Source organism: Micromonospora sp. A200, from assembly GCF_029893845.1.
Lineage (GTDB): Bacteria > Actinomycetota > Actinomycetes > Mycobacteriales > Micromonosporaceae > Micromonospora > Micromonospora purpureochromogenes.
The window spans coordinates 20383-41638 of record NZ_JARXXY010000047.1; the positions used below are offsets into that span (position 1 = coordinate 20383).

General features: G+C 67.4%; 21 protein-coding genes. 7 read left to right on the forward strand and 14 right to left on the reverse strand.

Annotation, left to right across the window (positions count from 1 at the left end):
• Nucleotides 1–171 (reverse strand): hypothetical protein, encoded by a 171-nt coding sequence (locus tag M2302_RS29655; protein WP_210779766.1) that lies wholly within the window; start codon nucleotides 169–171, stop codon nucleotides 1–3.
• A gap of 193 nt (nucleotides 172–364) precedes the next feature.
• On the opposite strand from M2302_RS29655, the gene M2302_RS29660 reads away from it, so the two are divergent.
• A complete protein-coding gene (locus M2302_RS29660; RefSeq protein ID WP_280841119.1) occupies nucleotides 365–1051 on the forward strand; it encodes a DUF4191 domain-containing protein in 687 nt (228 codons plus the stop codon).
• A gap of 166 nt (nucleotides 1052–1217) precedes the next feature.
• Here M2302_RS29660 and M2302_RS29665 read toward each other — a convergent pair whose 3' ends face one another.
• A complete protein-coding gene (locus M2302_RS29665) occupies nucleotides 1218–1604 on the reverse strand; it encodes an RDD family protein (RefSeq protein WP_280841134.1) in 387 nt (128 codons plus the stop codon).
• 303 nt (nucleotides 1605–1907) lie between these two features.
• On the opposite strand from M2302_RS29665, the gene glnA reads away from it, so the two are divergent.
• Nucleotides 1908–3332: a type I glutamate--ammonia ligase gene (gene glnA, locus M2302_RS29670; RefSeq protein WP_210779768.1), complete on the forward strand. Its 1425-nt coding sequence runs from the start codon at nucleotides 1908–1910 to the stop codon at nucleotides 3330–3332.
• An 81-nt stretch (nucleotides 3333–3413) separates the two neighbouring features.
• Here glnA and M2302_RS29675 read toward each other — a convergent pair whose 3' ends face one another.
• The 10 genes from M2302_RS29675 to M2302_RS29720 form a co-directional block, all read right to left on the reverse strand.
• The gene (locus M2302_RS29675; RefSeq protein ID WP_280841120.1) at nucleotides 3414–4619 is read right to left on the reverse strand and encodes a site-specific integrase; all 1206 of its coding nucleotides are present in this window, start codon (nucleotides 4617–4619) and stop codon (nucleotides 3414–3416) included.
• Nucleotides 4620–4622: 3 nt separating this feature from the next.
• Nucleotides 4623–4820, reverse strand: a complete 198-nt coding sequence (locus M2302_RS29680; RefSeq protein ID WP_280841121.1) for a helix-turn-helix domain-containing protein — start codon at nucleotides 4818–4820, stop codon at nucleotides 4623–4625.
• Nucleotides 4821–4903: 83 nt separating this feature from the next.
• Nucleotides 4904–6370 (reverse strand): replication initiator, encoded by a 1467-nt coding sequence (locus M2302_RS29685; protein ID WP_280841135.1) that lies wholly within the window; start codon nucleotides 6368–6370, stop codon nucleotides 4904–4906.
• A 98-nt stretch (nucleotides 6371–6468) separates the two neighbouring features.
• Nucleotides 6469–7512, reverse strand: a complete 1044-nt coding sequence (locus tag M2302_RS29690) for a hypothetical protein (protein WP_280841122.1) — start codon at nucleotides 7510–7512, stop codon at nucleotides 6469–6471.
• The gene (locus M2302_RS33220) at nucleotides 7509–8189 is read right to left on the reverse strand and encodes a hypothetical protein (RefSeq protein ID WP_348529478.1); all 681 of its coding nucleotides are present in this window, start codon (nucleotides 8187–8189) and stop codon (nucleotides 7509–7511) included. Before M2302_RS33220 ends, M2302_RS29690 begins: the two co-directional genes overlap by 4 nt.
• Nucleotides 8186–8602, reverse strand: a complete 417-nt coding sequence (locus tag M2302_RS29700) for a hypothetical protein (RefSeq protein ID WP_280841123.1) — start codon at nucleotides 8600–8602, stop codon at nucleotides 8186–8188. Before M2302_RS29700 ends, M2302_RS33220 begins: the two co-directional genes overlap by 4 nt.
• A 90-nt stretch (nucleotides 8603–8692) precedes the next feature.
• Nucleotides 8693–9019: a hypothetical protein gene (locus tag M2302_RS29705; protein ID WP_280841124.1), complete on the reverse strand. Its 327-nt coding sequence runs from the start codon at nucleotides 9017–9019 to the stop codon at nucleotides 8693–8695.
• Nucleotides 9016–9903: an FtsK/SpoIIIE domain-containing protein gene (locus M2302_RS29710; protein WP_280841125.1), complete on the reverse strand. Its 888-nt coding sequence runs from the start codon at nucleotides 9901–9903 to the stop codon at nucleotides 9016–9018. The genes M2302_RS29705 and M2302_RS29710 overlap by 4 nt, the downstream gene beginning before the upstream one ends.
• Entirely contained in the window at nucleotides 9870–10316 is a 447-nt protein-coding gene (locus M2302_RS29715; RefSeq protein WP_280841126.1) for a single-stranded DNA-binding protein, read from the reverse strand. The genes M2302_RS29710 and M2302_RS29715 overlap by 34 nt, the downstream gene beginning before the upstream one ends.
• Nucleotides 10317–10397: 81 nt before the next feature.
• A complete protein-coding gene (locus tag M2302_RS29720; RefSeq protein ID WP_280841127.1) occupies nucleotides 10398–11249 on the reverse strand; it encodes a hypothetical protein in 852 nt (283 codons plus the stop codon).
• Nucleotides 11250–11476: 227 nt separating this feature from the next.
• On the opposite strand from M2302_RS29720, the gene M2302_RS29725 reads away from it, so the two are divergent.
• Complete coding sequence (locus M2302_RS29725) at nucleotides 11477–12781, forward strand: XRE family transcriptional regulator (protein ID WP_280841128.1); 1305 nt, start codon at nucleotides 11477–11479, stop codon at nucleotides 12779–12781.
• A gap of 3 nt (nucleotides 12782–12784) precedes the next feature.
• Here the strand turns inward: M2302_RS29725 and cutA are convergent, their stop codons facing one another.
• Nucleotides 12785–13105: a divalent-cation tolerance protein CutA gene (cutA, locus tag M2302_RS33225; RefSeq protein ID WP_348529479.1), complete on the reverse strand. Its 321-nt coding sequence runs from the start codon at nucleotides 13103–13105 to the stop codon at nucleotides 12785–12787.
• A 540-nt stretch (nucleotides 13106–13645) separates the two neighbouring features.
• Here cutA and M2302_RS29735 point away from each other — a divergent pair.
• From M2302_RS29735 to M2302_RS29745, 3 genes are all read left to right on the forward strand, one after another.
• On the forward strand, nucleotides 13646–13864 hold the full coding sequence (locus M2302_RS29735) for a hypothetical protein (RefSeq protein WP_250795344.1): 219 nt from the start codon (nucleotides 13646–13648) through the stop codon (nucleotides 13862–13864).
• 269 nt (nucleotides 13865–14133) lie between these two features.
• Nucleotides 14134–14466: a hypothetical protein gene (locus tag M2302_RS29740; protein ID WP_280841130.1), complete on the forward strand. Its 333-nt coding sequence runs from the start codon at nucleotides 14134–14136 to the stop codon at nucleotides 14464–14466.
• A 382-nt stretch (nucleotides 14467–14848) separates the two neighbouring features.
• Nucleotides 14849–16039 carry a low temperature requirement protein A gene (locus M2302_RS29745; RefSeq protein WP_280841131.1) on the forward strand — a complete coding sequence of 397 codons (1191 nt, stop codon included), beginning with the start codon at nucleotides 14849–14851 and terminating at the stop codon, nucleotides 16037–16039.
• A 1149-nt stretch (nucleotides 16040–17188) separates the two neighbouring features.
• Here M2302_RS29745 and M2302_RS29750 read toward each other — a convergent pair.
• Nucleotides 17189–19615, reverse strand: coding sequence for a hypothetical protein (locus tag M2302_RS29750; protein WP_280841132.1), 2427 nt, complete (start codon nucleotides 19613–19615; stop codon nucleotides 17189–17191).
• Nucleotides 19616–20356: 741 nt separating this feature from the next.
• Between M2302_RS29750 and M2302_RS29755 the strand changes: the two genes are divergently transcribed.
• A complete protein-coding gene (locus M2302_RS29755) occupies nucleotides 20357–20692 on the forward strand; it encodes a hypothetical protein (RefSeq protein ID WP_280841133.1) in 336 nt (111 codons plus the stop codon).
• Nucleotides 20693–21256 lie beyond the last annotated feature (564 nt).

Below are 21256 nucleotides of genomic sequence, written 5' to 3' on the forward strand. Positions count from 1 at the left end.
TCACCGGCGGGCGGCGTCGGTGCGGCCCGGGCGGCTGCGGCGGCTCAGCCAGCTACGGCCGTGCCGGCGTGGCAGGGACCGGGCGAGCCGGGCCGCCTCGGCGTCGGCCTGGAGCTCGGCGGCGTGGCTGCGGTGGATGGAGAGGAGGAAGTCTGCGTCGTTGCCGAACATGTCGGGCTCCTTCGGGGTCGTCGTTCGCTGATGTCGACTTTCCGCGCGAAGGTGCCCCTGTGGCATGGGTGCGGTGCCTGATCTTCGGGCCTGCGCCCTCCTTACCGGGGCCGGAAACGCCCGCTGAGGCGGCGTAAGGTACTCAGCCGGCCGCGGATCATTCGCGGCGGCGGGGACCACTAGACTCTGGGGCATGGCAAAGCCCCAGGAGAAGGTCTCGTTCGGCCAGCGGCTGAAGCAGATCGGGATGGTGTTCCGGTTCACCGCCAAGCAGGACAGGTGGTTCGCGCCGCTGACCGCTGCGGCGGTGCTGATCCCGCTCGCGCTCACCGTGGTCGCGGTGATCCTCTGGAGCTGGATCTGGCTGCCGGTGGGCATCCTGATCACCCTGCTCGCCGTGCTGATCGTGCTCAACCTGCGGTCGAACAAGGCGATGATGAACGCGGCCGAGGGGCAGCCCGGCGCGGCGGCGCAGATCATGGAGAGTATGCGCGGCGACTGGCGGGTCACCCCGGCGGTCAGCTCCACCACGCAGATGGACATGGTCCACCTGGTGATCGGCCGCCCCGGCGTGATCCTGCTGGCCGAGGGGAACCCGCAGCGGGTGCGCGGCCTGCTCGGCCAGGAGAAGCGCCGGCTGGCCAAGGTGATCGGCTCGGCGCCGCTCTACGACTACATGATCGGCCAGGGCGAGGGGGAGCTGCCGATCCGCAAGCTGCGGATGACCCTGATGAAGCTGCCGCGCAACCTCCAGGGCAAGGACGTCAACGCCCTGGACAAGCGCCTCAAGGCGCTCACCGCCCGCCCGCAGATGCCCAAGGGCGCGATCCCGAAGAACATGCGGCCGCCGCGCGCGTTCCGCCAGACGCGGGGCCGCTGACCCCCGACGTACGCGAAGAGCCGGGCCCCTTCGGGCCCGGCTCTTTCGTGCGCCCGGAGGCGATGATCCACTCCGTTCCGCCGATGCGACGGGATCCGGACGACCGGGACAGGCCCATGTCGGCGACCTGGAGTCGATCATGCCCCCGGAAACGGCCGGCGGCGCGTCAGCGGCGGGTGGGGCGGGGCGCGTCGGCGATCACCGAGCCGGTGAGCCGGTCGTGCAGGCCGCGCCGGTGCTCGTCCATGAGCAGCGCGGGCACCACCAGGGCGAGCAGCAGGCCCCGCAGCAGCGCCCGGAGCAGCCCGATCCGGCCGCCGTCGGCCCAGCCGACGCAGCGCACCCTGGTGATGAACATGCCGGGGGTCTGCGCGAAGAGGCCGAGGAAGAAGCCGTACTCCAGGATCAGCACCAGCGGTGGGGCCCAGCCGTCGCTGACCGGGTCGGCGAAGCCGCGGGCGACCAGCAGGCAGAGCACCCAGTCGATCACCAGGGCACCGAACCGGCGGCCGAGGCTCGGCGGGGTGAAGGACGGATCGGCGGCGGGCGGCACCGGTGCCGCGGCGTGCGGGTTGGTCACGACGGTCAAGGGTAGTCAGCGCCCTGCCGACGGCGGCCGGGGCGGGCGGCGGACGCCGGATCGGCACGTATCGCAGAATCGGGCCAACCGCATCAATTAGCCATACACCCTCCCAGCGGGTATCGTCCGAACGGTGACCCGCCGAGGGCTGAGCGGCGCCGATGACGCTCCGCGAGCGACGTAACACGGCGGAAACAGAGGAGACACGGCCGGGCAACCGCACGGCCATAGCGTCGTCAGTGCCCAGCCACCGGAGTGGACGTGCCAGGAGGACGTGTGTTTGCCAATCCCGAGGAACTCCTGCGATACCTCAAGAACGAGGACGTGAAGTTCGTCGACGTACGGTTCTGTGACCTGCCCGGCGTGATGCAGCACTTCAACCTGCCGGTCGAGTCCTTCGACGACAGCGTCTTCACCGACGGCCTCGCGTTCGACGGCTCGTCGATCCGCGGCTTCCAGGCGATCCACGAGTCGGACATGCTCCTGCTCCCGGACGTCGCGAGCGCTTTCATCGACCCGTTCCGCGCGCAGAAGACCCTCGCGCTGAACTTCTTCATCCACGACCCGTTCACCCGCGAGGCGTACTCGCGGGACCCGCGGAACGTGGCGAAGAAGGCCGAGGCGTACCTGGCGGCCAGTGGCATCGCCGACACCGCGTACTTCGGCGCCGAGGCCGAGTTCTACATCTTCGACTCGATCCGCCACGAGACCTCCGCCCACCAGTCGTTCTACTACATCGACTCGATCGAGGGCGCGTGGAACACCGGCCGTGAGGAAGACGGCGGCAACCGCGGCTACAAGACCGCCTACAAGGGCGGCTACTTCCCCGTACCCCCGGTGGACCACTACGCCGACCTGCGCGACAGCATGGTCCGCCGCCTCATCGACGCCGGCTTCACCGTCGAGCGCTCGCACCACGAGGTCGGCACCGCCGGCCAGTCGGAGATCAACTACAAGTTCTCCACCCTGCTGCACTCCGCCGACCAGCTCCAGCTCTTCAAGTACCTGATCAAGAACGAGGCCTGGGCCGCCGGCAAGACCGCCACCTTCATGCCCAAGCCGCTGTTCGGCGACAACGGCTCCGGCATGCACACCCACCAGAGCCTCTGGCTCAACGGCGAACCGCTGTTCTACGACGAGACCGGCTACGCCGGCCTGTCCGACACGGCCCGCTGGTACATCGGTGGCCTGCTGCACCACGCCCCGTCGCTGCTGGCCTTCACCAACCCGACGGTCAACTCGTACCGCCGGCTGGTTCCGGGCTTCGAGGCGCCGGTCAACCTGGTGTACTCGCAGCGCAACCGCTCCGCCTGCACCCGCATCCCGGTCACCGGCAGCAACCCCAAGGCCAAGCGCGTCGAGTTCCGGGTCCCCGACCCGTCCAGCAACCCGTACCTCGCCTTCTCGGCGATGATGATGGCCGGCCTGGACGGCATCAAGAACAAGATCGAGCCGCCGGCGCCGATCGACAAGGACCTGTACGACCTGCCGCCGGAGGAGTGGGGCGACGTCAAGCAGGTGCCGGGCTCGCTGCCGGCCGTGCTCGACGCCCTCGAGGCCGACCACGACTACCTGCTCGACGGGGGCGTCTTCACGCCGGACCTGATCTCCACCTGGGTCGGCTGGAAGCGCGCCAACGAGGTCGACCCGGTGCGCCTGCGCCCGACCCCGCACGAGTTCGCCATGTACTTCGACTGCTGAGGTCGATCAAGGCGCTGACCTGGACCAACAGGATCGCCACTGATCTTGGGTACAGGTTGGGTACAACCTCACGGACGGCGGTCATGCCCGGCTCACAGCCGGCGTGGCCGCCGTTTCGTGTTGACCGAGTGCGCCGTCGATGAGCAGCCGGGTCCGGTCGAGCACGTCCGGCCACTCGTGGACGTAGGTGTTGAGCGTGACGGTCGGCGTGCTGTGCCCCAGCGCGAGCTGGACGGTCTTCACCGATGCGCCCGCGTGGATCAGTACCGTCGCGTAGTAGTGCCGCAGTCCGTGTATCCCCCACCGCGCCGGCAGGCCGACCGCCTCCCGAGCGGTCGCCCACGTCCGGGAGAAGGTCGCCGCGTTGACCGGCTCGCCACCGACACCCCGGAACAGCAGGCGCGCGGCCCGGCGGACCGGCCGGCGGCGGTCCGTGTCGTCGTCGACCTCGACCGCGTCGCACCCGTCGGCCAGGTGCTGACGCAAGGCCACCGCCACCACCTCAGGCAGCTCGACGCTGCGGGCGCTGGTGTGCGTCTTGACCGCGCCAAGGAACGGCTGACGACCCTTGAGCACCTTGAGTTGGCGGCGGACATGCACCTCTCGCGTATCGAAGTCGATGTCGTCCACCTCCAGGCCCAGAATCTCGCCCATGCGCAGCCCGCAACCGGCCGCGAGATAAGCCGTCGCTGCCAGCCGAGCCGGTAGCAGACGCGCCAGGTCGTGCACCTGCTGCGCCGTGGGAAGGACCCGGGTACCCCGGCTGATCGGCGGAAGCCGGATGCCCTTGTCGCACGGGCTGGCCGAGATCAGCCGGTCCCGGACCGCCATAGCGAACATCGAGCTGAGGTAGGTGTAGACCACCCGCAACGTGGTCGGAGCAAGGACCGTCGACCGGTCGCGTACCCATACCTGGATGTGGCTCGGGCGGACATCCTTGATCTGCTGCCGACCCAGCCCCGGCAGCACGTGGAGCCGGACAGCATGCTCCACCCGGACGGTTGTGCTGTCGGTGTGGAGTTGGGCGTCTCGCCACAGCTCAGCGAGGGCCGCAACGGTGATGCGGCCCGCCCGGTCATCGATGTACTGGCCCCGGCTCAGGTCGGCGCGCACGTTGGCGTCGTGGCGGTCAGCATCCACCTTCCGCTCGAACAACTGCGTACGCGTCTCACCGAGGTTGTCCGTCCAGCGGACCCGCCACCGCTTACCCCGCCCGTGCCGCTTCGATGGCAGCCGGCCCCCGTCAGGTCCACGCGAGTTCAGGTACCACAGGTCATCGACGGGCATGGCCTACGCCACCTGCTCGGCGACCCAGGACCGCACATCCTGCGGGTCGTACCTCAGGTGCCGTCCGACCTTGGCCGCTGGTGGCCCGAAACGGCGGTGCCGCCACTGGTACAGGGTGCCTACCGGAACGCCGAGGAAGGCCGAGACATCCTCCACCGTCCACAGCCGGTCGACAGCGCTTGTCTGCCGCTGGGTGCTCATCGGTCCAGTGCTCCATTCCACGAGTGCGACGGCCGACGGTCGGCCGGTTTGGTGTCAAGGTGGGCTTGACGCTCGATCGCGCGTCAGGCGACGAGGGCCTGTAGGTACTCGCGGGCGGAGTCCTGGTGCTCTCGGGCCATCGCGGCAGACGCGTTGGCGAGCAGGGCGTCAGCGGTGGTGTGCCAGCCGGCGCCCACGAATTGCAGGAAGTTGACCACCAGCGTCGTCGGCTCGGTGCCGGCCGCGGCTTGCTGCGGTCCGCTGCTCTGGGTGCGGCGGAACACGATGCGTTGGTTGCGCAGCAGGGCGAAGGTGATCGAGTAGCGGCGGGACTTGGTGAGGAAGTGGCCGCCGAAGCCGAGCATGTGCGCCCAGCGGCGCAGCCGCCGCCAGTCGCGCGGCGTGCCGAGCATCCAGCACGCGTCGATCAGGCGTTCGGTGTGGCTGCCGGCCGGGTCAGCGTAGATGTCGATGCTGTCGCCGGTGAGCCGGTTGGAGGCGTGGCCGGTGACCTCGGTGGACTTGGTGGCGTACTTGGCCAGGTACGCGGCGACCTGGGCGTCGGTCACCTCGCCCCGCCCCGCAACGGTGATCACCTTGGTCAACACCTGCGTGCCCCAGGCGATGCGCCAGCCTCCCGGGCGGGCGGGGTGGTCGGCGGTGGTGAAGCCAACGGTGGCGGCGGCGTGGTCGACGGCGGCCACCAGGTCGGCCGCGTCGAGCTGCGGCGGGGCCGGCACGATGGCGTCGGGGTCGTCCGCGTCGCGGCCGTCGAGGCGGATGATGGCGTGGAAGTGCACGACGCCGCGTCGCTGCATCTCGGCGGCCTTGCCGAACGACAGCCGCACCGGGGACACCCAGCGGGTCTTACCGGTACGCGGCGAGGTCAAGGGGATGTCGGGGATGCCGCGAGCGGTGGCCAGGCGGTGCATGTAGCGGTTGATGGCGATGGTGGTGCGCCGCCACAGCTCCCCGGCCGAGAGGTTCCAGACCGTTTGCGCGTCGTGGTCGTAGCAGTCCAGGCACAACGGGGTACCCAACCGGGCGTCGGTGTCCTCGTGGCGGGCGAAGCAGACCAGCCGGACGCCGTGCGGGCAGACGGTCGACTCCCGGCGGGGGTGGCAGGGTTCGGGCCTGCAGTCGCAGGAGGCGCGGCGGGTGCAGGTGTGCCGCTTGACGTACCGGGTGTGGACCTCGCCGAAACTCGGGGCGGTGAAGGTGGGGAAGACCGCCGGGTGGTGCGCGACCTGCTCCGGTACACCCTTGCCGCCGACGAGGCCGGCGCGGACGACCTGGTAGGCGTCGCGCTGGTAGAGCTTGGAGCAGGTCGGGCAGACGGCGGCGCGGCGGTTGCCGCACGGCTTGTAGATGACGCCGTCGGGCATGTCGGCCGTCGACCGCTCCGACAGGAGGCGGCCGGTGGCGGCCTCGACGGTGGCCATGGTGCCGACCAGGCGGATCGGGCGGGTGCAACCGGCGGCCGGGCGGACGTGGCGCAGCCATTCGGTGAGGTCGGGTTGGGTGAGCCGAGCGGCGGCCTGGAGCCGGATGTCGGTGGAGGTGGCGTACCAGGGTGGGGCGGTCGGCTCGGCGCACGGGGCCGTACCCGAAGCAGAAGCTTCGGGTACGACGGTCAGCGTCGAGACGGTCAACGGGTCGCCTTCACGGGGCGTCCGTTGGCGGGCTGGACGGGTCGGTTGCTGGTGGGGCCGAGGTCCAGGACCGCGAGGGCTTGCGTGGCCTCGTCGGAAGTCACCTTGAGGCGGACGGCCAGTTGGCCCGGGGTGATCGGCGTGCCGTGCTCGGTGCGGTACTGCTTCGCGACGCGGGTCGCTCGGGCGAGCAGGTCCGGGGCCACGATCGGCAGCGGAAGGTGGGCAGCGTCAGACGCGGTGACAGGAGTGTCGGTGGTGGACGGTGCCAACGTCGGTGCCGGGGTGTTCTCGGGCTCGCTCGGTCGGGGACGGGCGGGGCGGGCAGTGGCATCGGGCCGGGGCGTCGAGGGCTCCGGGATGACGGCCGGTCGCGGTGCGGTCATCCGGTCGGCCAGTTGCGCCGGGGTCGGGATCTCGGGCCGGGCCGGCGTCGGTGCCGGTGCGGCGGGTTCGATGGCGGGAACAATGGGCAGCTCGGGCCGGCCGGGCGTCGGTGCCGGGACGGCGGGAACGGACACGGTTGGGGTCGGCGCCTCGGCGGGTGCCGAGACGGTGCCGGTTGCGGTCAGGGTTCGGCCGCTTTCCCGGCGGATCAGGGCGCGCATGTGCACGGCCAGACCGGCGACCGCCGGCGGCAGTGCGCCAACGATCGCGGCCATGGCCACGCGCCAGGTCTCATCGGTGTTGGCGTTGGTCTGGAGCAGGTGATACGCCGACTGGGCAGCGATGCCGATGCCGGCCGCACCGTAGGTGTTCTTCTTGGCGAACGCGGCGACCCGTGCGGGCACGGGAGCCATCCACAGCACCAGGGCGACGACCACGTAGCCGTCGACCGCAATGGGCATCAGCCAGGCCAGGGCGAGGCTGACCGAGGTGCCGGGGATCGTGATGCGGTCGGTGAAGCCGGCGAGTTCGGCCAGCGCGATCCAGGTGGAGGCGGACAGGCCGAACGACGCGGCCAGCACCGCCCACGAGGCGATCGACGCCAACCGGGGCTCACCGGCCGCCGGCCGGAGGCTGGTCGGATTGGTTGTCACGCCGTGGCCCTCCTGTCAGTGAGGCCGAACAGGGCCGGTTCCTCACGGGAGGCCGGCGGCGTGGGTTGGGCCGCCCTGCGGGTGGCCGTCCGGTTGGTCCGGGCGGTCTTGAGGTTGTGCAGGTCGGCGAGCTGGTCAGGCGTCAGCACGTTGAGCGCCTGCTTGTCCTCGCCACGCCGCCGGTACAGCAGCGGGCGAACCGTGGCGTTGGTCGGGCAGTCCGTCACCCCATCGGGATAGCGGAAGCCGCAGCCCGGGCACACCGAAGCGGCCGGGCTACCAGGGTGGTGATCGGCGAACACCTGCGCGAGGGTCGCCACCGTGACGCCGAGGCCGGCGCGGATGATCCGCTCGTCCAAGGCGACGCGGTCGGCGCGGTCGCCGTAGCGCATCTGCACCGCCTGCCGGGACACGCCCAGCCGGTCGGCGATCTCTCCCCACGAGTAGCGGTAGGGAGGCTGCCGCAGACCAGCGACAGCGAGCCGGGTCATGGCGTCCACCTCGGTGGACAGCACCGCGAGTGACCGCAGTGCCTCGATGTCGCCGGCCGCGACCCGACGGGCGTACGCCCGCAGGATGCGCCGCACGAACGCGTCGAACTCGGTGGTTTCCACCGACCGCTTGGCGCGCTTGGTGCGGGTGCGCGTCAAGCCGGGCTTGACGGTGTTCTTGTTCATGCCGCACCACCGTTGGTGCGGTCCCACGCGTCGGCCGCCGCGTTGAGGACGGCAATGACAGCGTCGGCGGTTTGGCCCTTGGCGTCGTTGAAGTCGTAGGCGTTGTCGAGCCCCTCGTAGTACTGGCCGTTGCCGAACCGACAAGCCAAGTACCAGTCCAGGTAGGTCAACGCAGCCTCGAAGTCGGCGAACTCCGGGGCATCGAACATCTGGGCCGGGGCGTCGACAGGTCCGCCGTAGCAGACCATGCCGACCGCACCGACCAGGCAGGCCGGAGGCGTGAACGACCCCGACGTGGCGTCGTAGTAGGCGCCCTGCGTCCAGCCGTGGCGGGACAGGTACAGGGCGGCGTCCCGCAGGGTGCGGGCCGGGGTGGTCACCTGCTCGGCGACCGTGTTTTGGGTAGCGTGCATCGCGGCAGCTCCTTCCGGGCTGTTGATGGGGCGGGTCGGCGGCGTCCGGGGTGCTTTCTCAGGGCTGATCCCGGTGCTACCGGCCCGTTCTTATGGCGTTCGGCGCTGGGGGCGGACCATCCGCCGCAGGGCCGCGTCGAACTCGGTGACGATCCGCATCAGGTGCGCCCGGGCGTTGGTGTCGCCGGCCGCGAGGTTGATGCGGGTGCGGATCTCGGCGTGCTGGCTGCCGTCGGCGGCCAGCACCCGGGTCAGGACCACCACGCCGTGACCGGGAACCCGCAGGGTCACCGGCTGTGCCCGGTGCTCGCCCAGGCCGCAGGCGTGTCCTCGGGCGCACCAGTCCGGGTGGAGGTGGTTGTCGGTGGTCGGCCAGGTTGGCGACGTGTCCGGCCGGGGTCGGATACGGATACTCATGCCGCACGCTCCTTGCGGTTGGCCCGCATGCGGGCGGCGTGGGTGGCGATGCGGGCGCAGGCCGCGTCATCGAGGTAGGCGGCTTTGATCAGTTGCGGGGTGCCGCCCTCGGCGATGAGCAGGCCGACGCCGGGGTTGGTCGGGCTGATCGTGTTGGCCGACCAGCCGCGGTCGGCCCACCCGTGCCCCAAGACGATGTCGCTGGACACGTTGGTGGTGCACCGGAAGGCGCACCGCCAGGCGAACAGGTCCCGCAGGCTGGTGGGGATGATGTCGGACGAGGGGCGTTGCGTCGCCGCAACGACGATGATGCCGACCGCCCGGCCCCGGGCCACCAGGTCCCGCAGCAGACCCGCGAAGTCCTCTCGGGTCTTCTTGTCCCCGACGGTGGCCGAGAAGTAGGCGATCTCATCGATGGCGACGAGGATCGGGCTGAACACGTCATCGCGTTGGGTCTTCCGGCGGCCGGCGATTTCCAGGTAGGCGTACCGGTTGTCCATCACGATCTGCATCCGCCGCAGCGTGGCCAGGGCATGCGTGATGTCCGGGCCGACGAACACGTCGGCGCAGCTTTTCCACTGGCCCAACTCGACCTGCTTGCCATCCAGCAGGCACAGCCGGCAGTCCAGGGACAGGGCGGCGTGAGCCACGATCAGGTTCAGCAGGGTCGACTTGCCGCCGCCCGGTTCCCCACCGATCAACAGGTTGCGGTAGATCAGCGGGACCCGCACCGGGTGGCCGAACTCGTCCACCCCGACATGCACCGGGTCGAAGATCGACACGGGCGTGTCAGCGGGCATGCCACCCGGTACGGCGGGAACGGTCAGCGTCGACATCAGCGACCCTCCGCTCAGGCCGCCGACGCCGGCGCGGCGGTCGACCACGGGTCATCCGCCGGCGTCTCCGGAGTGAACCCGTCCCCGTTGCGGGTGCGGGCCATCTTCTTCACCGTCGCCGTAGCGAACCGCAGCGACGGGCCGACCTCGTCGACGTCCAGGCCGTACGCGGAGCGCTTCTCGCCCTCCTCGTTCTCCCACCGCGACAGCCGCAGCCGCCCGGCCACCACCACGCGGGTGCCCTTCGCCAATGATTCGGCGATGTGCTCGGCCAGGTCCCGCCATGCGGTGCAGGTCAGGAACAGCGGGTCACCGTCGCGGTACTCACCCGAGGTGCGGTCGAACACCCGAGGCGTGGACGCCACGGTGAACTTCACCAGCGCCACCCCGGCCGGGGTGAACCGCAGCTCCGGGTCGGCGGTCAGGTTGCCGACCACCGTCACGGTCGTGTCGTTTGCCATTGCGATCTCCTTCGTGTTGGAGGTGAACCGCCCTGCTGGCGGTCACCGCACACACCCCGGTCAGGGCGTGTGAGTCTTGGTTCAGCGGCGCGAGTTGCGCTGCTCCGGTGCCGGCTCCGGCACGTCGAGCAGATCCAGGCCCAGCGGCGGCATGGCCGGCGATACCGGGGCCTCCTCGTCGCGCATCCACGTCACCAGGGCCGACAGCGGCGAGGGCACCAGGCCGGTCAGCGGGTCACGACGGGTGATGTCGACTCGCACCAGGGCGGCGTGCCGGGCCGACGCGCGGACCATCCGCGCCTCGCCTGCCCAGCAGGCCACCGCGAGCTTGTCCGCCTTGCCGTCCAGGTCCGTCAGGTCCAGGCCCGGCCGTAGCCACACCCACACCCGCTCCCCGGCCGGCGTCGGCCGCGCCCACAGGATCAGCGGCAACCGACCCGGGTGCAGCCGCGACGCGGACCGGATGAACTCCGCGAAGCACAACCGCAGCCGATGCCGCACCACCACGCACCACACCCACGCCGACACCCGCCGCCGGACCCGGCCGACGCCGAAGACCACACCCAGCACCAGGGCCAGGAGCACCAGCGGCACCGCCGGATGCGTCGCCCGAGACAAGTACGCCATGCCCATGAACAGGGTGAGAGCAGCGGCGATCTCGAACGCCCACCACCACAGCACTCGCAGCGCCGGCCACACCCGGACCAGGCACGCGACTACCAGGCCGCACACCGCGCCGGACAGCAACCCGACCACGATCGCGAGCACCAGCGGCAGCGTCACCGACGCGGTGGCGGCCACCACCAGGGCGACGGACGCCGCCACGACGAGGAACGCCACCCGAGCCTTCTGCGCGTACGACCGCGACACCGGCGTCTCCACCAGCGTCACCGCGCCCACCGGGCGCTCGCCAAACAACCTCGACCTAGCCATGCCCAACCTCCCCTGCCGTGTGACCCAGCGCGGCCACTCAGTACCGACTCGACCGTACTGAGTCAGTCGGTACCCGGTCAAGGCTCTGAGGCATCGCGCTGTGTTGATCCGTGGATGTAAGAGTGCGAGGCTGGGAAGCACTCTTTCGACCCTTCGACGGGGGTACCCATGATGGGTAGGCCACTGACGGGTGCGGATGGGTGACGACCGACGGGGTGGAGACTCAGATGTCGCAGAAGGTCGGGGGGGCTGCTATTCCGCGCCATGTCTTGGAGCGCGAGGATATGCGCGCAGCGCTCGCGCAGCATGACTTCGGAACAGTGTTCCTGCTGGCTCGAAAATGGGCTGGCATCAGCTATTCAAGAATCGCTGAGGCGTGCGCGATCAAGGCCGAAAGAGTCGGCGCACTTGCCCGTGGGCAGGGAAGTATCGCAACATACGAAAAGATCAGCTTAATCGCAGACGCTATGCGAATTCCGGGACATATGCTGGGCTTGGCTCCACGAGATTGGGAAGCCAATCAGACGGCGACCCCAGATGCCAGAGGTGAGACCGTGAATCGGCGAGATTTCCTGCGTGTCTCTGCCGTCGGTGCCAGCACCCTGCTCGGTGCCGTTGACATCGCCGACCTTTCCTCCGGGCGACGCCTTGGCGCGGAGCTGCCGAAGGTTCTAGCGCGACGGACTGCGCGACTCCGCCGGCTCGATGACGTCCTCGGCGGAGGCGATACGCTCCGGTTGTACCTGTCGGAGTACGAGACGACCAAGAAACTCGTCGCGGGCGGCAGCTACACGGATGTGGTCGAACAGCGACTGCAAGCAGTTCTGGCGGAGCAGGCGCAGCAAGCTGGTTGGGCGGCGTTCGACGCAGGGAAACTCGACCTGTCGAAGCAGCTGTACGGCGAAAGCCACAGGATTGCCAATCAAGCGCACGCGGCCGACCTCGCCGGAAACGCCCTAGCGTTCATGGCCTATCAGACAGTTGGCGGCGATCCCCGCGAAGCCGTGGCGATTGCGGAAGCATCGTGCGCCGCAGCCGGTACTGAAGCGCCGGCTACCGTCACCGCGCTGCTGCACGAGCGCCGGGCGTGGGCACACGCTGTCATGGGAAACGCCCGCGAGACCGATGCGGCGCTGGCAACAGCGCGCGCCGCGCTGGAGCGTCGCAACGAGAGCCAGGAACCCGATTGGTCGACCTGGGTTGACGACCAGGAGGTGACCATCATGACGGGCCGCTGTTGGGCAGAGCTTGGCCGACCACTGCGTGCCGTCCCCCTCTTGGAGGACGTACTTGAAGGCTTCGATGACGCTCACGCCCGAGACAAGGCCCTGTACTCGTGCTGGCTGGCAGACGCCTACGTCACGGCGGGGGAGCCCGAGGAGGCCGCCCGGGTCGCTGGCCGCGTGCTGGACTTATCGGAAGGCGTCGCCTCCGTGCGACCTCGCCAACGTCTGGGCCCGGTCCTGCAACGGTTGGGCGATCAGGGCGCTGTGCCGGGAGTGCGAGAAGTGTTGGAACGCGCCAGGGCTTAACCCCTAGGGCTCCACGTCTAGCAGGAGGGTCCTGCCGACCCACACGGCATACTCGTCCGAACTCATCACGACGGGTACGGCGGCGATTTCGGGGTTCTGCCACGGGTGATGGTCCAGGAGGAAGGCTCGAAGGTCCTCGAACCGCTGAGCATGGGTCTTCAGGAGAAGCTGCCACTCCTCGCCGGTGCCGAACTCGCCCTGGTGCCAGAAGGCTGAGACGACAGGCCCGACGATCTGCGCGCCGGCCGCAAGCCTCGCCTCGACGACAAGGCGTGCCAGCTCAACCGCCGCGTCACGCGTCTCCACTGCCGTGGAGACCTGCAAGACGGCCCAGGGCTGATCGTTGCTCGGGTCAGCGGCGCGAGTTCCGAGCCGGGGGCGACCCTCGTGCCAGGACACGATCCTTCGCGGGCGCCACAGATGTGTGCGGCCAAACGTCTTGTCAGGCTCCGGCATCTGGCCGCGGTTCCGGTAGGAGCTGACGGTGCCGACCTGGACGCCGAGGTACTCGGCGACATCCGACGTCGTCCACCACTCCGCGTCTGGGTCAGGGCTCGTCACATACGCCATTCTGCCTGCGCTGAACGATCAGCGCACCTATGCATCCCGTCGCCCCCTCGGGCGCTTGCCGCCAGCTTGATGCTTGGTCTCGCATGATGCTCGACGCATCGGCCTCAACGGCCAAGGCGGTACCTCTTGATCCGTAGATTTCCAAGACCGCTTCGCAGCCGTTCGGCGGCGTCCGCGTCGCCCTGGTCGTCACGCTCTCGGCAACTGAATCGGTCCGGGCTCGTCCGGCTCCGTTCGCCCCGGTGGCTCCCACCCGTGGCTCCCAGATTGTCAGCTCGGAATAGGGTCATTGCCGTGATCGACGTTGACGAGGCGATCCAGATCGCGACGGACTTCCTGGCCCGTCGCCGTTCCGAGCTTGGCGACCAGCGGGAGCTTCCGAGGGTGCAAGAGGTAACGACCGGGCGGGTGCAGACTGCAGACGGTGGGCGACTTTGCCACATCGTGAGCTTCGGGTGGCCGATCCGGATCGGCGTTGATCAGGAGACAGGTAGCGCCGACATGCTCCGGTGAGGGCCGGACTGGTCTATCCACCACTCGACGCCGCGCCTTGTGGCCCGTGGATGGCCCGCTGGCTCATGCCGGGCGAGGGCTGGTGACCTACGCATTACGTGGCCCGGCCAGCCCCCTGCCTTGCAAAGATCAAGACGGTTGTCGGCCGGCGTCGACTACTGCGGCTGACCTGCCCGGCTTGTCTGTTACGGCCGCTCGTCACCCGCGCTCGTCGGCTGGCTTGGCTGTACGGATGGCTGTACACCCACAATCACGTGACACGATCCAACATGTGGCAACCGATCTGCACCACCGCCGCCATGGTTGATTCGGCGAAGAGCGAGGCTGTCCGGCTCTACATGAGCTGGGGCCGCAATCCCTGGCCCCGCACCAACCCGGACGCGGTGCTCGGCATGTCCGCCGCATCCCCTGAGCATCTCCTTCGGTACGCCGAACGCGTCGTTCAGGAGATGTTCGATCAGTTCCCGGTCTGGGATGTCGGTCCCGGAGGGCTAGCGCAGGCCGCAGATCGTGTTGGTGCAGCGATGGCCGTCCGTCACCCTGAGCTTGATGCGGAGGCGGCTCAGGCTCTGGCTTGGATGTGGTCCTACAGCGCGCGATAGCCACCCGATCCGCGCCATAGATGCTCAGTTTGGAAGGACGAAGATCACGGCCCCGGGATGCCCGATACGTCTGCTCATGGCAGGGGAGTGGGTTACAACTCCTGCCCGCTCGTGCCCCTTCCGTGCACCGGCTACTGGCACGTGGCTGGCACACAGCCATCTGATCCGTAGCCTCGGCGACGCTGTCCAGAGGCTAAGCGCGCTTCCGGGGCGCACTCCGCCCTGGACAGGCCGGCTCTCCAGCAGACGCGGACCGCGCCGAGACGAAACGGCATGCCTGATGTGTGTTCGCAACGGGTAGCCGCACGCCAGCTACCCGCAGCCAGCGGCGTGGTCCGAATGCCGCACCTTCGGGGGGCGCGAATACGACAGGACGGACGAGATGGCCAGCAATGAGGCAGCCGACCTGGTACGGAGACCCGAGGATCCGCGAGAGGCAACGTTCCTGGAACTCTTCTTCGACCTGGCATTCGTTTTCGCACTCACCCAGCTCTCGTTCGGGCTGATCCAGAACCTCACCTGGCGCGGCGCCTTTCAGACGCTGCTGTTGCTGCTGGCAGTGTGGTGGATCTGGTCCGACACGGCGCTGTTAACCGACGTCTACAGCCCGCAGCGGTCGGTGGTCCAGGTGCTGGTCACCGTCAGCATGGTGGGCACGGTATTGGTCGCGGTCGCACTGCCCGAGGCGTTCGGCGCGCAGGGCCTGGTCTTCGCTGGCGTGTACCTCGCCATCCGGGTCGGTCGGTGCTTCCTCCTGCTGGTCGCCGCGCGGGTCCGGGAGCGGCAGCGCGACGCCCTACGGGTACTCGCCTGGGCTGGGGTGTCCGCGGTGCCGTGGATCGCCGGGGCGCTCGCGCCGGGTACCGGGCGGGAGGTGCTGTGGGCCCTGGCCGTGGTCGTGGACTACACGGGATTCGTCCTCCGCTGGCCCACGCCGGGGCTAGGCCCTACGTCCCAGCCGGAATTCTCGCTCGTGTCCGGGCATTTCGCCGAGCGTCACCGGCAGTTCTTCATCATCGCGCTCGGCGAGTTGATCCTGGTCACCGGACTGGCCTTGCGTGGCTCCGGCTTCCCGCCCGACCGGACCGCAGCCTTCCTGCTGGCAATCACCACCACCGTGCTGCTCTGGCGCATCTACATCTACCGCGCCGGGGAGGTCTTGGCCACGGCGCTCACAGCGGCGCGCAAGCCGCAACGCGCTGCCCGGGCGACGTTCGTCGCCCACCTGGTCATGGTGGCTGGCGTAGTCGCCATCGCCGTCGGCGCCGAACTCGTCATCGCCCACCCGCTCGGGCACGCCCCACCGGCCTGGATCACCGTTATCCTCGGCGGACCCGCGCTGTTCCTCGCCGGGCGGGCCGGTTTCGAGTACGCGGTGTTCAATCGAGTGTCCTGGGCCCGGTGGATCGGGCTGCTCGTGCTGGCCGCCCTGCTGCCGGCAATGCAGGATGCACCGCCGCTGCTGGTCAGCACCGCCGCCACGGTGGTCCTGGCCGGGATCGCCGTCGCCGACGCCGCCCGCTCCCGACGTAGACCATCCGAACTGCCGATGCCACCGGGCGGACCAACATGACCCACGAATACACAAAGCCGGCAGAACGGGCGAGCTGATGGCTAAAGGGCGGCGGAGCTCATGCGCGGGGAACAGGGCTTTTGGCGTGCGCGGTGGGGGTGAAGGATCTCCTCGTCGGGCAGTCGTCAGACCGTCCAGCCTTCCCGGACGGGGACAAGGTGGAGCGCCCTACCGGACGAACGACCTTGGCCCCGTCCGGGAAGGCTGGTAGCCCTTGTGGTGCCCGGCGAGGGGATCCGGAGCTGATCTCTGAGGAGGGTCGGGGTTCGGGGCGGAGCCCCGAGGTCTTCTGATCGTGTCGTCCCTCAACGTGGCCGGCCGGCCCGGCCGATGCCGGCCGAAGGTCGCCAGCAGGCCGGGGCCGGGCCGGCGCGGCCCGCTTGCGGGCCGCCTTGATCTTATAGAGCGGAATTCGGCAACGCGCGGACAGCGCGGCGTATCCTCCGTCGACTGATGTGCGACATTCGTCCGCCAACTGATCTGCGACACCTCGGCGCGCTGATCGGGGCATGAGCGCGCACCGGATCTCGCGTGTTGATTGTGCTCGCACGAGCAGCAACACCGCGATCTCGAACAGCCCCGTCACGGCTACGAGCATAGGAAATGCGATTGCGGCCGCCCAGTCTGAAATCAGGTGGCCCACCGGGCAATCCGGCGAACCTCCGTGGGTCAGGCGACGCCGAACCAGTCCGCATGCGGCGTGTAGCGGTAATCGAAGCCCATCTCGTTGAGCAGCTGGCGGAGGCGCTTCGCAAGCTTCACCGACGTTGCGCTTAGGTCCTCGCGGGCAACACGCGGTCGGTGCCGGGAAGGTCGTCCAGCACGCCGAAGAACCGGCCAACCGCCGGGGCCCTCATCCATGGGAGCGAGGATAACGCCGGTCACCAGGCCGGCAGCCCCGTAAACCTACGCCGATTGTGCATGCCGTGCTGGCCCTAGGCGGGGTAGCGAGACGCTCTGTGCTAGTTGGCGATTCCCTAGCTGTCATAGAAGGAGCCCGACGAGCCGGTGTCCGGGCAATTTATTACGCCAACCGACCCAACAAAGCACAACTATTCAGAGCGGCGAAGGTCGACGCCATCGTGACCACAATGCGGGACGTCGCCCAAGCCTTCATGGATGCCCTACCGAGACCGAGGATCTTACCAGCTAGTACCAATTGGTTCTACGCGATACGGCACGCTCGGCCTTTTCCTTGGCCAATTCCAAATCGGCTCTTAGCTGACCTGACGCCGTGGGCCAGTCAAAGGCGGTGCCGGAATCAGAAGATCCCAACTTAAGCCATTGCTGGTCAAGATACGAACGAAACTTCTCCGCGCGGTCGATCCTCTCCCGCACGGGGAAGATGTTAGTGATCAGCCGACGGAAGGCGATATCAGTTATCGGAGTATCCACGATCATTGCATCGACGTACGCGAACCGTTTCACCATTGATTTATGCATGTAACTACCAACTGTCGTAATACGGAACGGACCCTCCATATTTCGCCCCTCTGGCGCGTGAATTAGGTTCCAATCCTTAGCCCGCACCAGCTGCGATCCGGTCTGTTCCTGGGTGAAGCCGAGTTCCTGCGCGTACCGGTAAACGTTGGCAACATCGATGTAGCCGCTTCGACCCGCCGCCACCCCCGCTCTCTCAATGTGAGCCAGCACTAGGCACATCAGGAAGTGCTCCCTGCCGTCATCTGTCGAGATGTCGAATACGTTGCAAATCTTACTTGCAGATGGGTAGAAGTAGTCGTAGTCCCCAAAAACAATAGCGCGGATGAACTCGTGCGTAGGTACGGTATAGATCGAGCCCCGGCCCGCTACCTCTAGGACGCGACTAGTGGAGACATAACCACTGCCGATGAAGGTAGTAAGGAACTCAAGGGCCGTTCGTACGTTCCCTCCACTTAGGTTATCTAGGATCTCATTCAGCTCCCGATCCTCAGTGAAAGCCTTGATGAGCACGTCCAAATAGGCTTGCATGGCACTTGCATTGATTGTAAAACGAGTTGCAAAAGCGCCCGACTCCTGAGATTCAGTAAGCTGCTCGTACGCCCATTCGAGACGCTTGAGGATGACACGGTCGACCCGGGCGGGCGAGATGGTGAACACTCTCAGTTGGTAAGCCGCTAGAGATCCCTTTGTCTTGGACTCGTACAAGGTGCTCGGCCTCAGAGTGACGAAAACTGTGCCGGGCCATCCGTCGGCCAGAGATTGCGCGATGAGAAATATCTCATCCTGGAACTCTGGCGGGCGCTGATCTATATTGTCTAAAACAATTACAGGTGAGCGCCGCTTCCTGGTCTTGAGGTAGTCAAAAGATGCTTTGAGGTGCTCGTCGGTCCTTCCCGCAAGCTGCTGAAGACGCTCGATTTCGCGCATCTGAAACTGCGCTGGATCAGACTGCGCGAGCGGGCCGAAAACCCCTTTTGCAAACCGAGCAAGCTCCGTTTTGTAGACATCTCGGATGAACGCCCCTTCTTCGATGTCTATCGAATGGACCTCTCTGAGTTGGTCCACCAATCTCTCAAGAACGTACGCCTTCAGGTCGTTAGATAGAGCGGGCTCGCGGCCGAAATCGATGTAGAAGACATAGGCGTTGCCCAAAAGCTCACGTGCCTCAACCTCAATCAGGTTCCGAAGAAACATAGTCTTTCCAACGCCCACGTCTCCGACTATCACTAGCGGTCGCCGGCTAAGCGCCTCGGTCATGATTGTGGCAGTTAGCTTCTGGTTGATGCCCTTACGGGTGGTGGCTGGTTCTGATTCCACCTCGGCCGCGTCTCTCAAAGCGGCGTACCGAGAGCGGAGAATCTCTTTACTAACCGTTGCATACTGGGAGAGTGCGTCGTTTTGGGTGTAGCACTTTTCGACGAACTCCTTAGACAGCGGCCCGGATGATGAGCCAAGGTCTTGCAAAAATAGGTCACCCAGAGTCTTCAGGTCGGTTTCGAGTGAAGTTCTTGCTCTGAAGCCAGGATAGTTCGAAATCTCGTCAGAGAGCTTTCCTGGTGCCATTGCTTGGATCGACCGGCCCAAGAGCGCCCGTTGCAGGTTCTTCATCGCGACACCTTCTCGCGAGAGGTTGCCCCAGAGAACTTGGAAGTCGTCGTGCATCTCCTGCATAGAGGAGAATATGAGGGCGCGACCTTGGAGGGGCGGTACTCCATCCTGGCGGGACGCGTAGAAAGCGACTAATTGACGCCCGTTCGTCGCGACAGCGATGGGCACCCCGCGCTCCTGGCAGTACTTCAATACCTGTTTTACAGCCTTTCCTGCGTTCGCGTCCTCCAGCAGGGTCGCAATATCTATCTGCCGTCGACCCTCTAAGCCTGCCGGTATAGAGAAGTAGTAGCCTTCTTTTTTGGCCTCAACGATCATCTCTGTTGCCGGCTGACCCAACTCGTAGTCGGCATAATCGCCCGCATGGTAGGGCTCGTTTGTGATGTCGCCGTGTTTCCAGCCAAGGCATTCGATCAGGAGTCGATCGATGATCCTGATGCGCGTCGTTGCCTCGTTCAATGGGGAGTTCGTTAGCTCAGCGGCGAGTTCCTTGATCTTCTGCTTGGCGCTTGCGAACTCGTCCATGATCTCCCCAGGGCCAGTCTGGACGGCTACAGAGGGGGCAGACGGTACAGGGCAGGACGCGCTGATGGGGGGTTCTGTCGCTATGCGGTCAGAACTCGTGCAGGCGCCAGACGATCGTCTCAGTCGTCGTCTCGTTCACCCACATACGACGGTGGCCGCAGACGGGTGGGCTCGCCGAGTTGGCTGAGGTGACGGACTGGCTAGGCCAGCCACGGTTGCGTGGGTGCGGGCAAAGGCACGAGGATGGCCGGCACCGCCATCGCCGCCCGGTTGGTCGCCGTCAAGATGGCGGGCCATAGTTCCCGCCGGAAGCCCCCGGGTTGTCACGGTAAACGCATACCAGCATGACCGCCGGAAGATCAGCGGATGTTGCCGCATTCGCGTCTTCGGCCAGAGGTTCACAGTCGGTAGCCAGCGGATCGGGGACCGCGTAACCCATCAAGCGGAGTCAAGGTGCGCATCAACCGAAGTAGGACATTGCCGCCGGTTCGGCCCGGTGAGAACTTTCCATACGTCTTCAAGGCGGCCCTGCGGGCCGCACGCGGGGCCACTTTCGCCGGCCGTCCGCGCCTTGCCGCTTCGCTCCCGGCGCGGCCCGGCGGTGGCCACCGCGAGACCGGCGGACACGCCGAAGCCCCGACCATCCTCATCTACGGATGACCGGGGCTGACGCGGAATCAACGATCTCGGGCGGGGACACCCATACCCAGGGGCATCGCTTGCTACGGCTACCCTGGCGCCGTGACGGCCATGGACGTGTCTTGGGCGGTGATGATTGCGCTGGTCCTTGGCGGCAGTGGCGCTGTGATCGTGCTCGCCGGTGTTGTCTTGGTCCGCAGTCGACGCACCGAACCTGCCAGGTTGTTCGGTCGAGTGGTGCACCGTCCTCGACTCTGGGCGTCGGCTGCCGCCTGCTGTGGTGCTGCCGGACTTCTCTTCGAGGCGCGGGAGATCATGCCCCGAAGCTGGCAGGAATCGACCCATGACCTCCTTGGTGTGCTGATGCTGGCCTTCTTTGTCCTGCTCTCTGCCCACCTTGTGAGCCAGTGGAGCGCCCAGCGTCGCCAGCACCGATAGGCCACAAGCCAGGCCGTGACGCACGCTGACGGACTGCCGGCTCTTCCGCGTTGACGCCAAGCGGCACGCTTCGGGAATCTGCCTCCGGCGGGTAGGGCCTCCGGCCCTACGACCCGGAGATGGCCTCCGGCGGCCGGGGCTACTCGCCCCGGACCCTCGGCGACTCTGGGATGCCCCGGCCGCGACCGGGGACCCGTCGCACACCGGAGGCCACCAGACCGCGCCGACCTGGTCCAGGTCGTTCGTCCGGTGGGGCGCTCCACCTGGACCAGGTCGGCGCGGTCTGGCAGGGCGGAGCCTGCGCGACGGGATGCCGCACCGGCCCCCCTCGGAACCACTCGCACACACCACCACCCCATGATCGTTAGGTACACGAGGGGTACAGATGCCGCCTGGAAACACTGGACAACGATGGAAGTTGATATACGACGTACGACCTGCTCAGCGGCTTGATCGACGCCTCTCCCCCAGGTCAGCCGCCATGCGCGGTTAGTTCGCCATGTACTTCGACTGCTGAGCAGTCGACCGACACCGGCCGGGCCGGCTCCGCGTTCCGCGGAGCCG

Excerpts from the sequence above, each read along its gene's own strand:
- M2302_RS29705 (WP_280841124.1), bottom strand. The coding sequence starts at position 9,019 with ATGAGTATCCGTATCCGACCCCGGCCGGACACGTCGCCAACCTGGCCG.
- M2302_RS29750 (WP_280841132.1), bottom strand. The coding sequence starts at position 19,615 with ATGGACGAGTTCGCAAGCGCCAAGCAGAAGATCAAGGAACTCGCCGCT.
- M2302_RS29700 (WP_280841123.1), bottom strand. The coding sequence starts at position 8,602 with ATGCACGCTACCCAAAACACGGTCGCCGAGCAGGTGACCACCCCGGCC.
- M2302_RS29655 (WP_210779766.1), bottom strand. The coding sequence starts at position 171 with ATGTTCGGCAACGACGCAGACTTCCTCCTCTCCATCCACCGCAGCCAC.
- M2302_RS29660 (WP_280841119.1), top strand. The coding sequence starts at position 365 with ATGGCAAAGCCCCAGGAGAAGGTCTCGTTCGGCCAGCGGCTGAAGCAG.
- M2302_RS29680 (WP_280841121.1), bottom strand. The coding sequence starts at position 4,820 with ATGAGCACCCAGCGGCAGACAAGCGCTGTCGACCGGCTGTGGACGGTG.
- M2302_RS29675 (WP_280841120.1), bottom strand. The coding sequence starts at position 4,619 with ATGCCCGTCGATGACCTGTGGTACCTGAACTCGCGTGGACCTGACGGG.
- M2302_RS29725 (WP_280841128.1), top strand. The coding sequence starts at position 11,477 with ATGTCGCAGAAGGTCGGGGGGGCTGCTATTCCGCGCCATGTCTTGGAG.
- M2302_RS33220 (WP_348529478.1), bottom strand. The coding sequence starts at position 8,189 with ATGAACAAGAACACCGTCAAGCCCGGCTTGACGCGCACCCGCACCAAG.
- M2302_RS29715 (WP_280841126.1), bottom strand. The coding sequence starts at position 10,316 with ATGGCAAACGACACGACCGTGACGGTGGTCGGCAACCTGACCGCCGAC.
- M2302_RS29745 (WP_280841131.1), top strand. The coding sequence starts at position 14,849 with ATGGCCAGCAATGAGGCAGCCGACCTGGTACGGAGACCCGAGGATCCG.
- M2302_RS29720 (WP_280841127.1), bottom strand. The coding sequence starts at position 11,249 with ATGGCTAGGTCGAGGTTGTTTGGCGAGCGCCCGGTGGGCGCGGTGACG.
- M2302_RS29740 (WP_280841130.1), top strand. The coding sequence starts at position 14,134 with ATGTGGCAACCGATCTGCACCACCGCCGCCATGGTTGATTCGGCGAAG.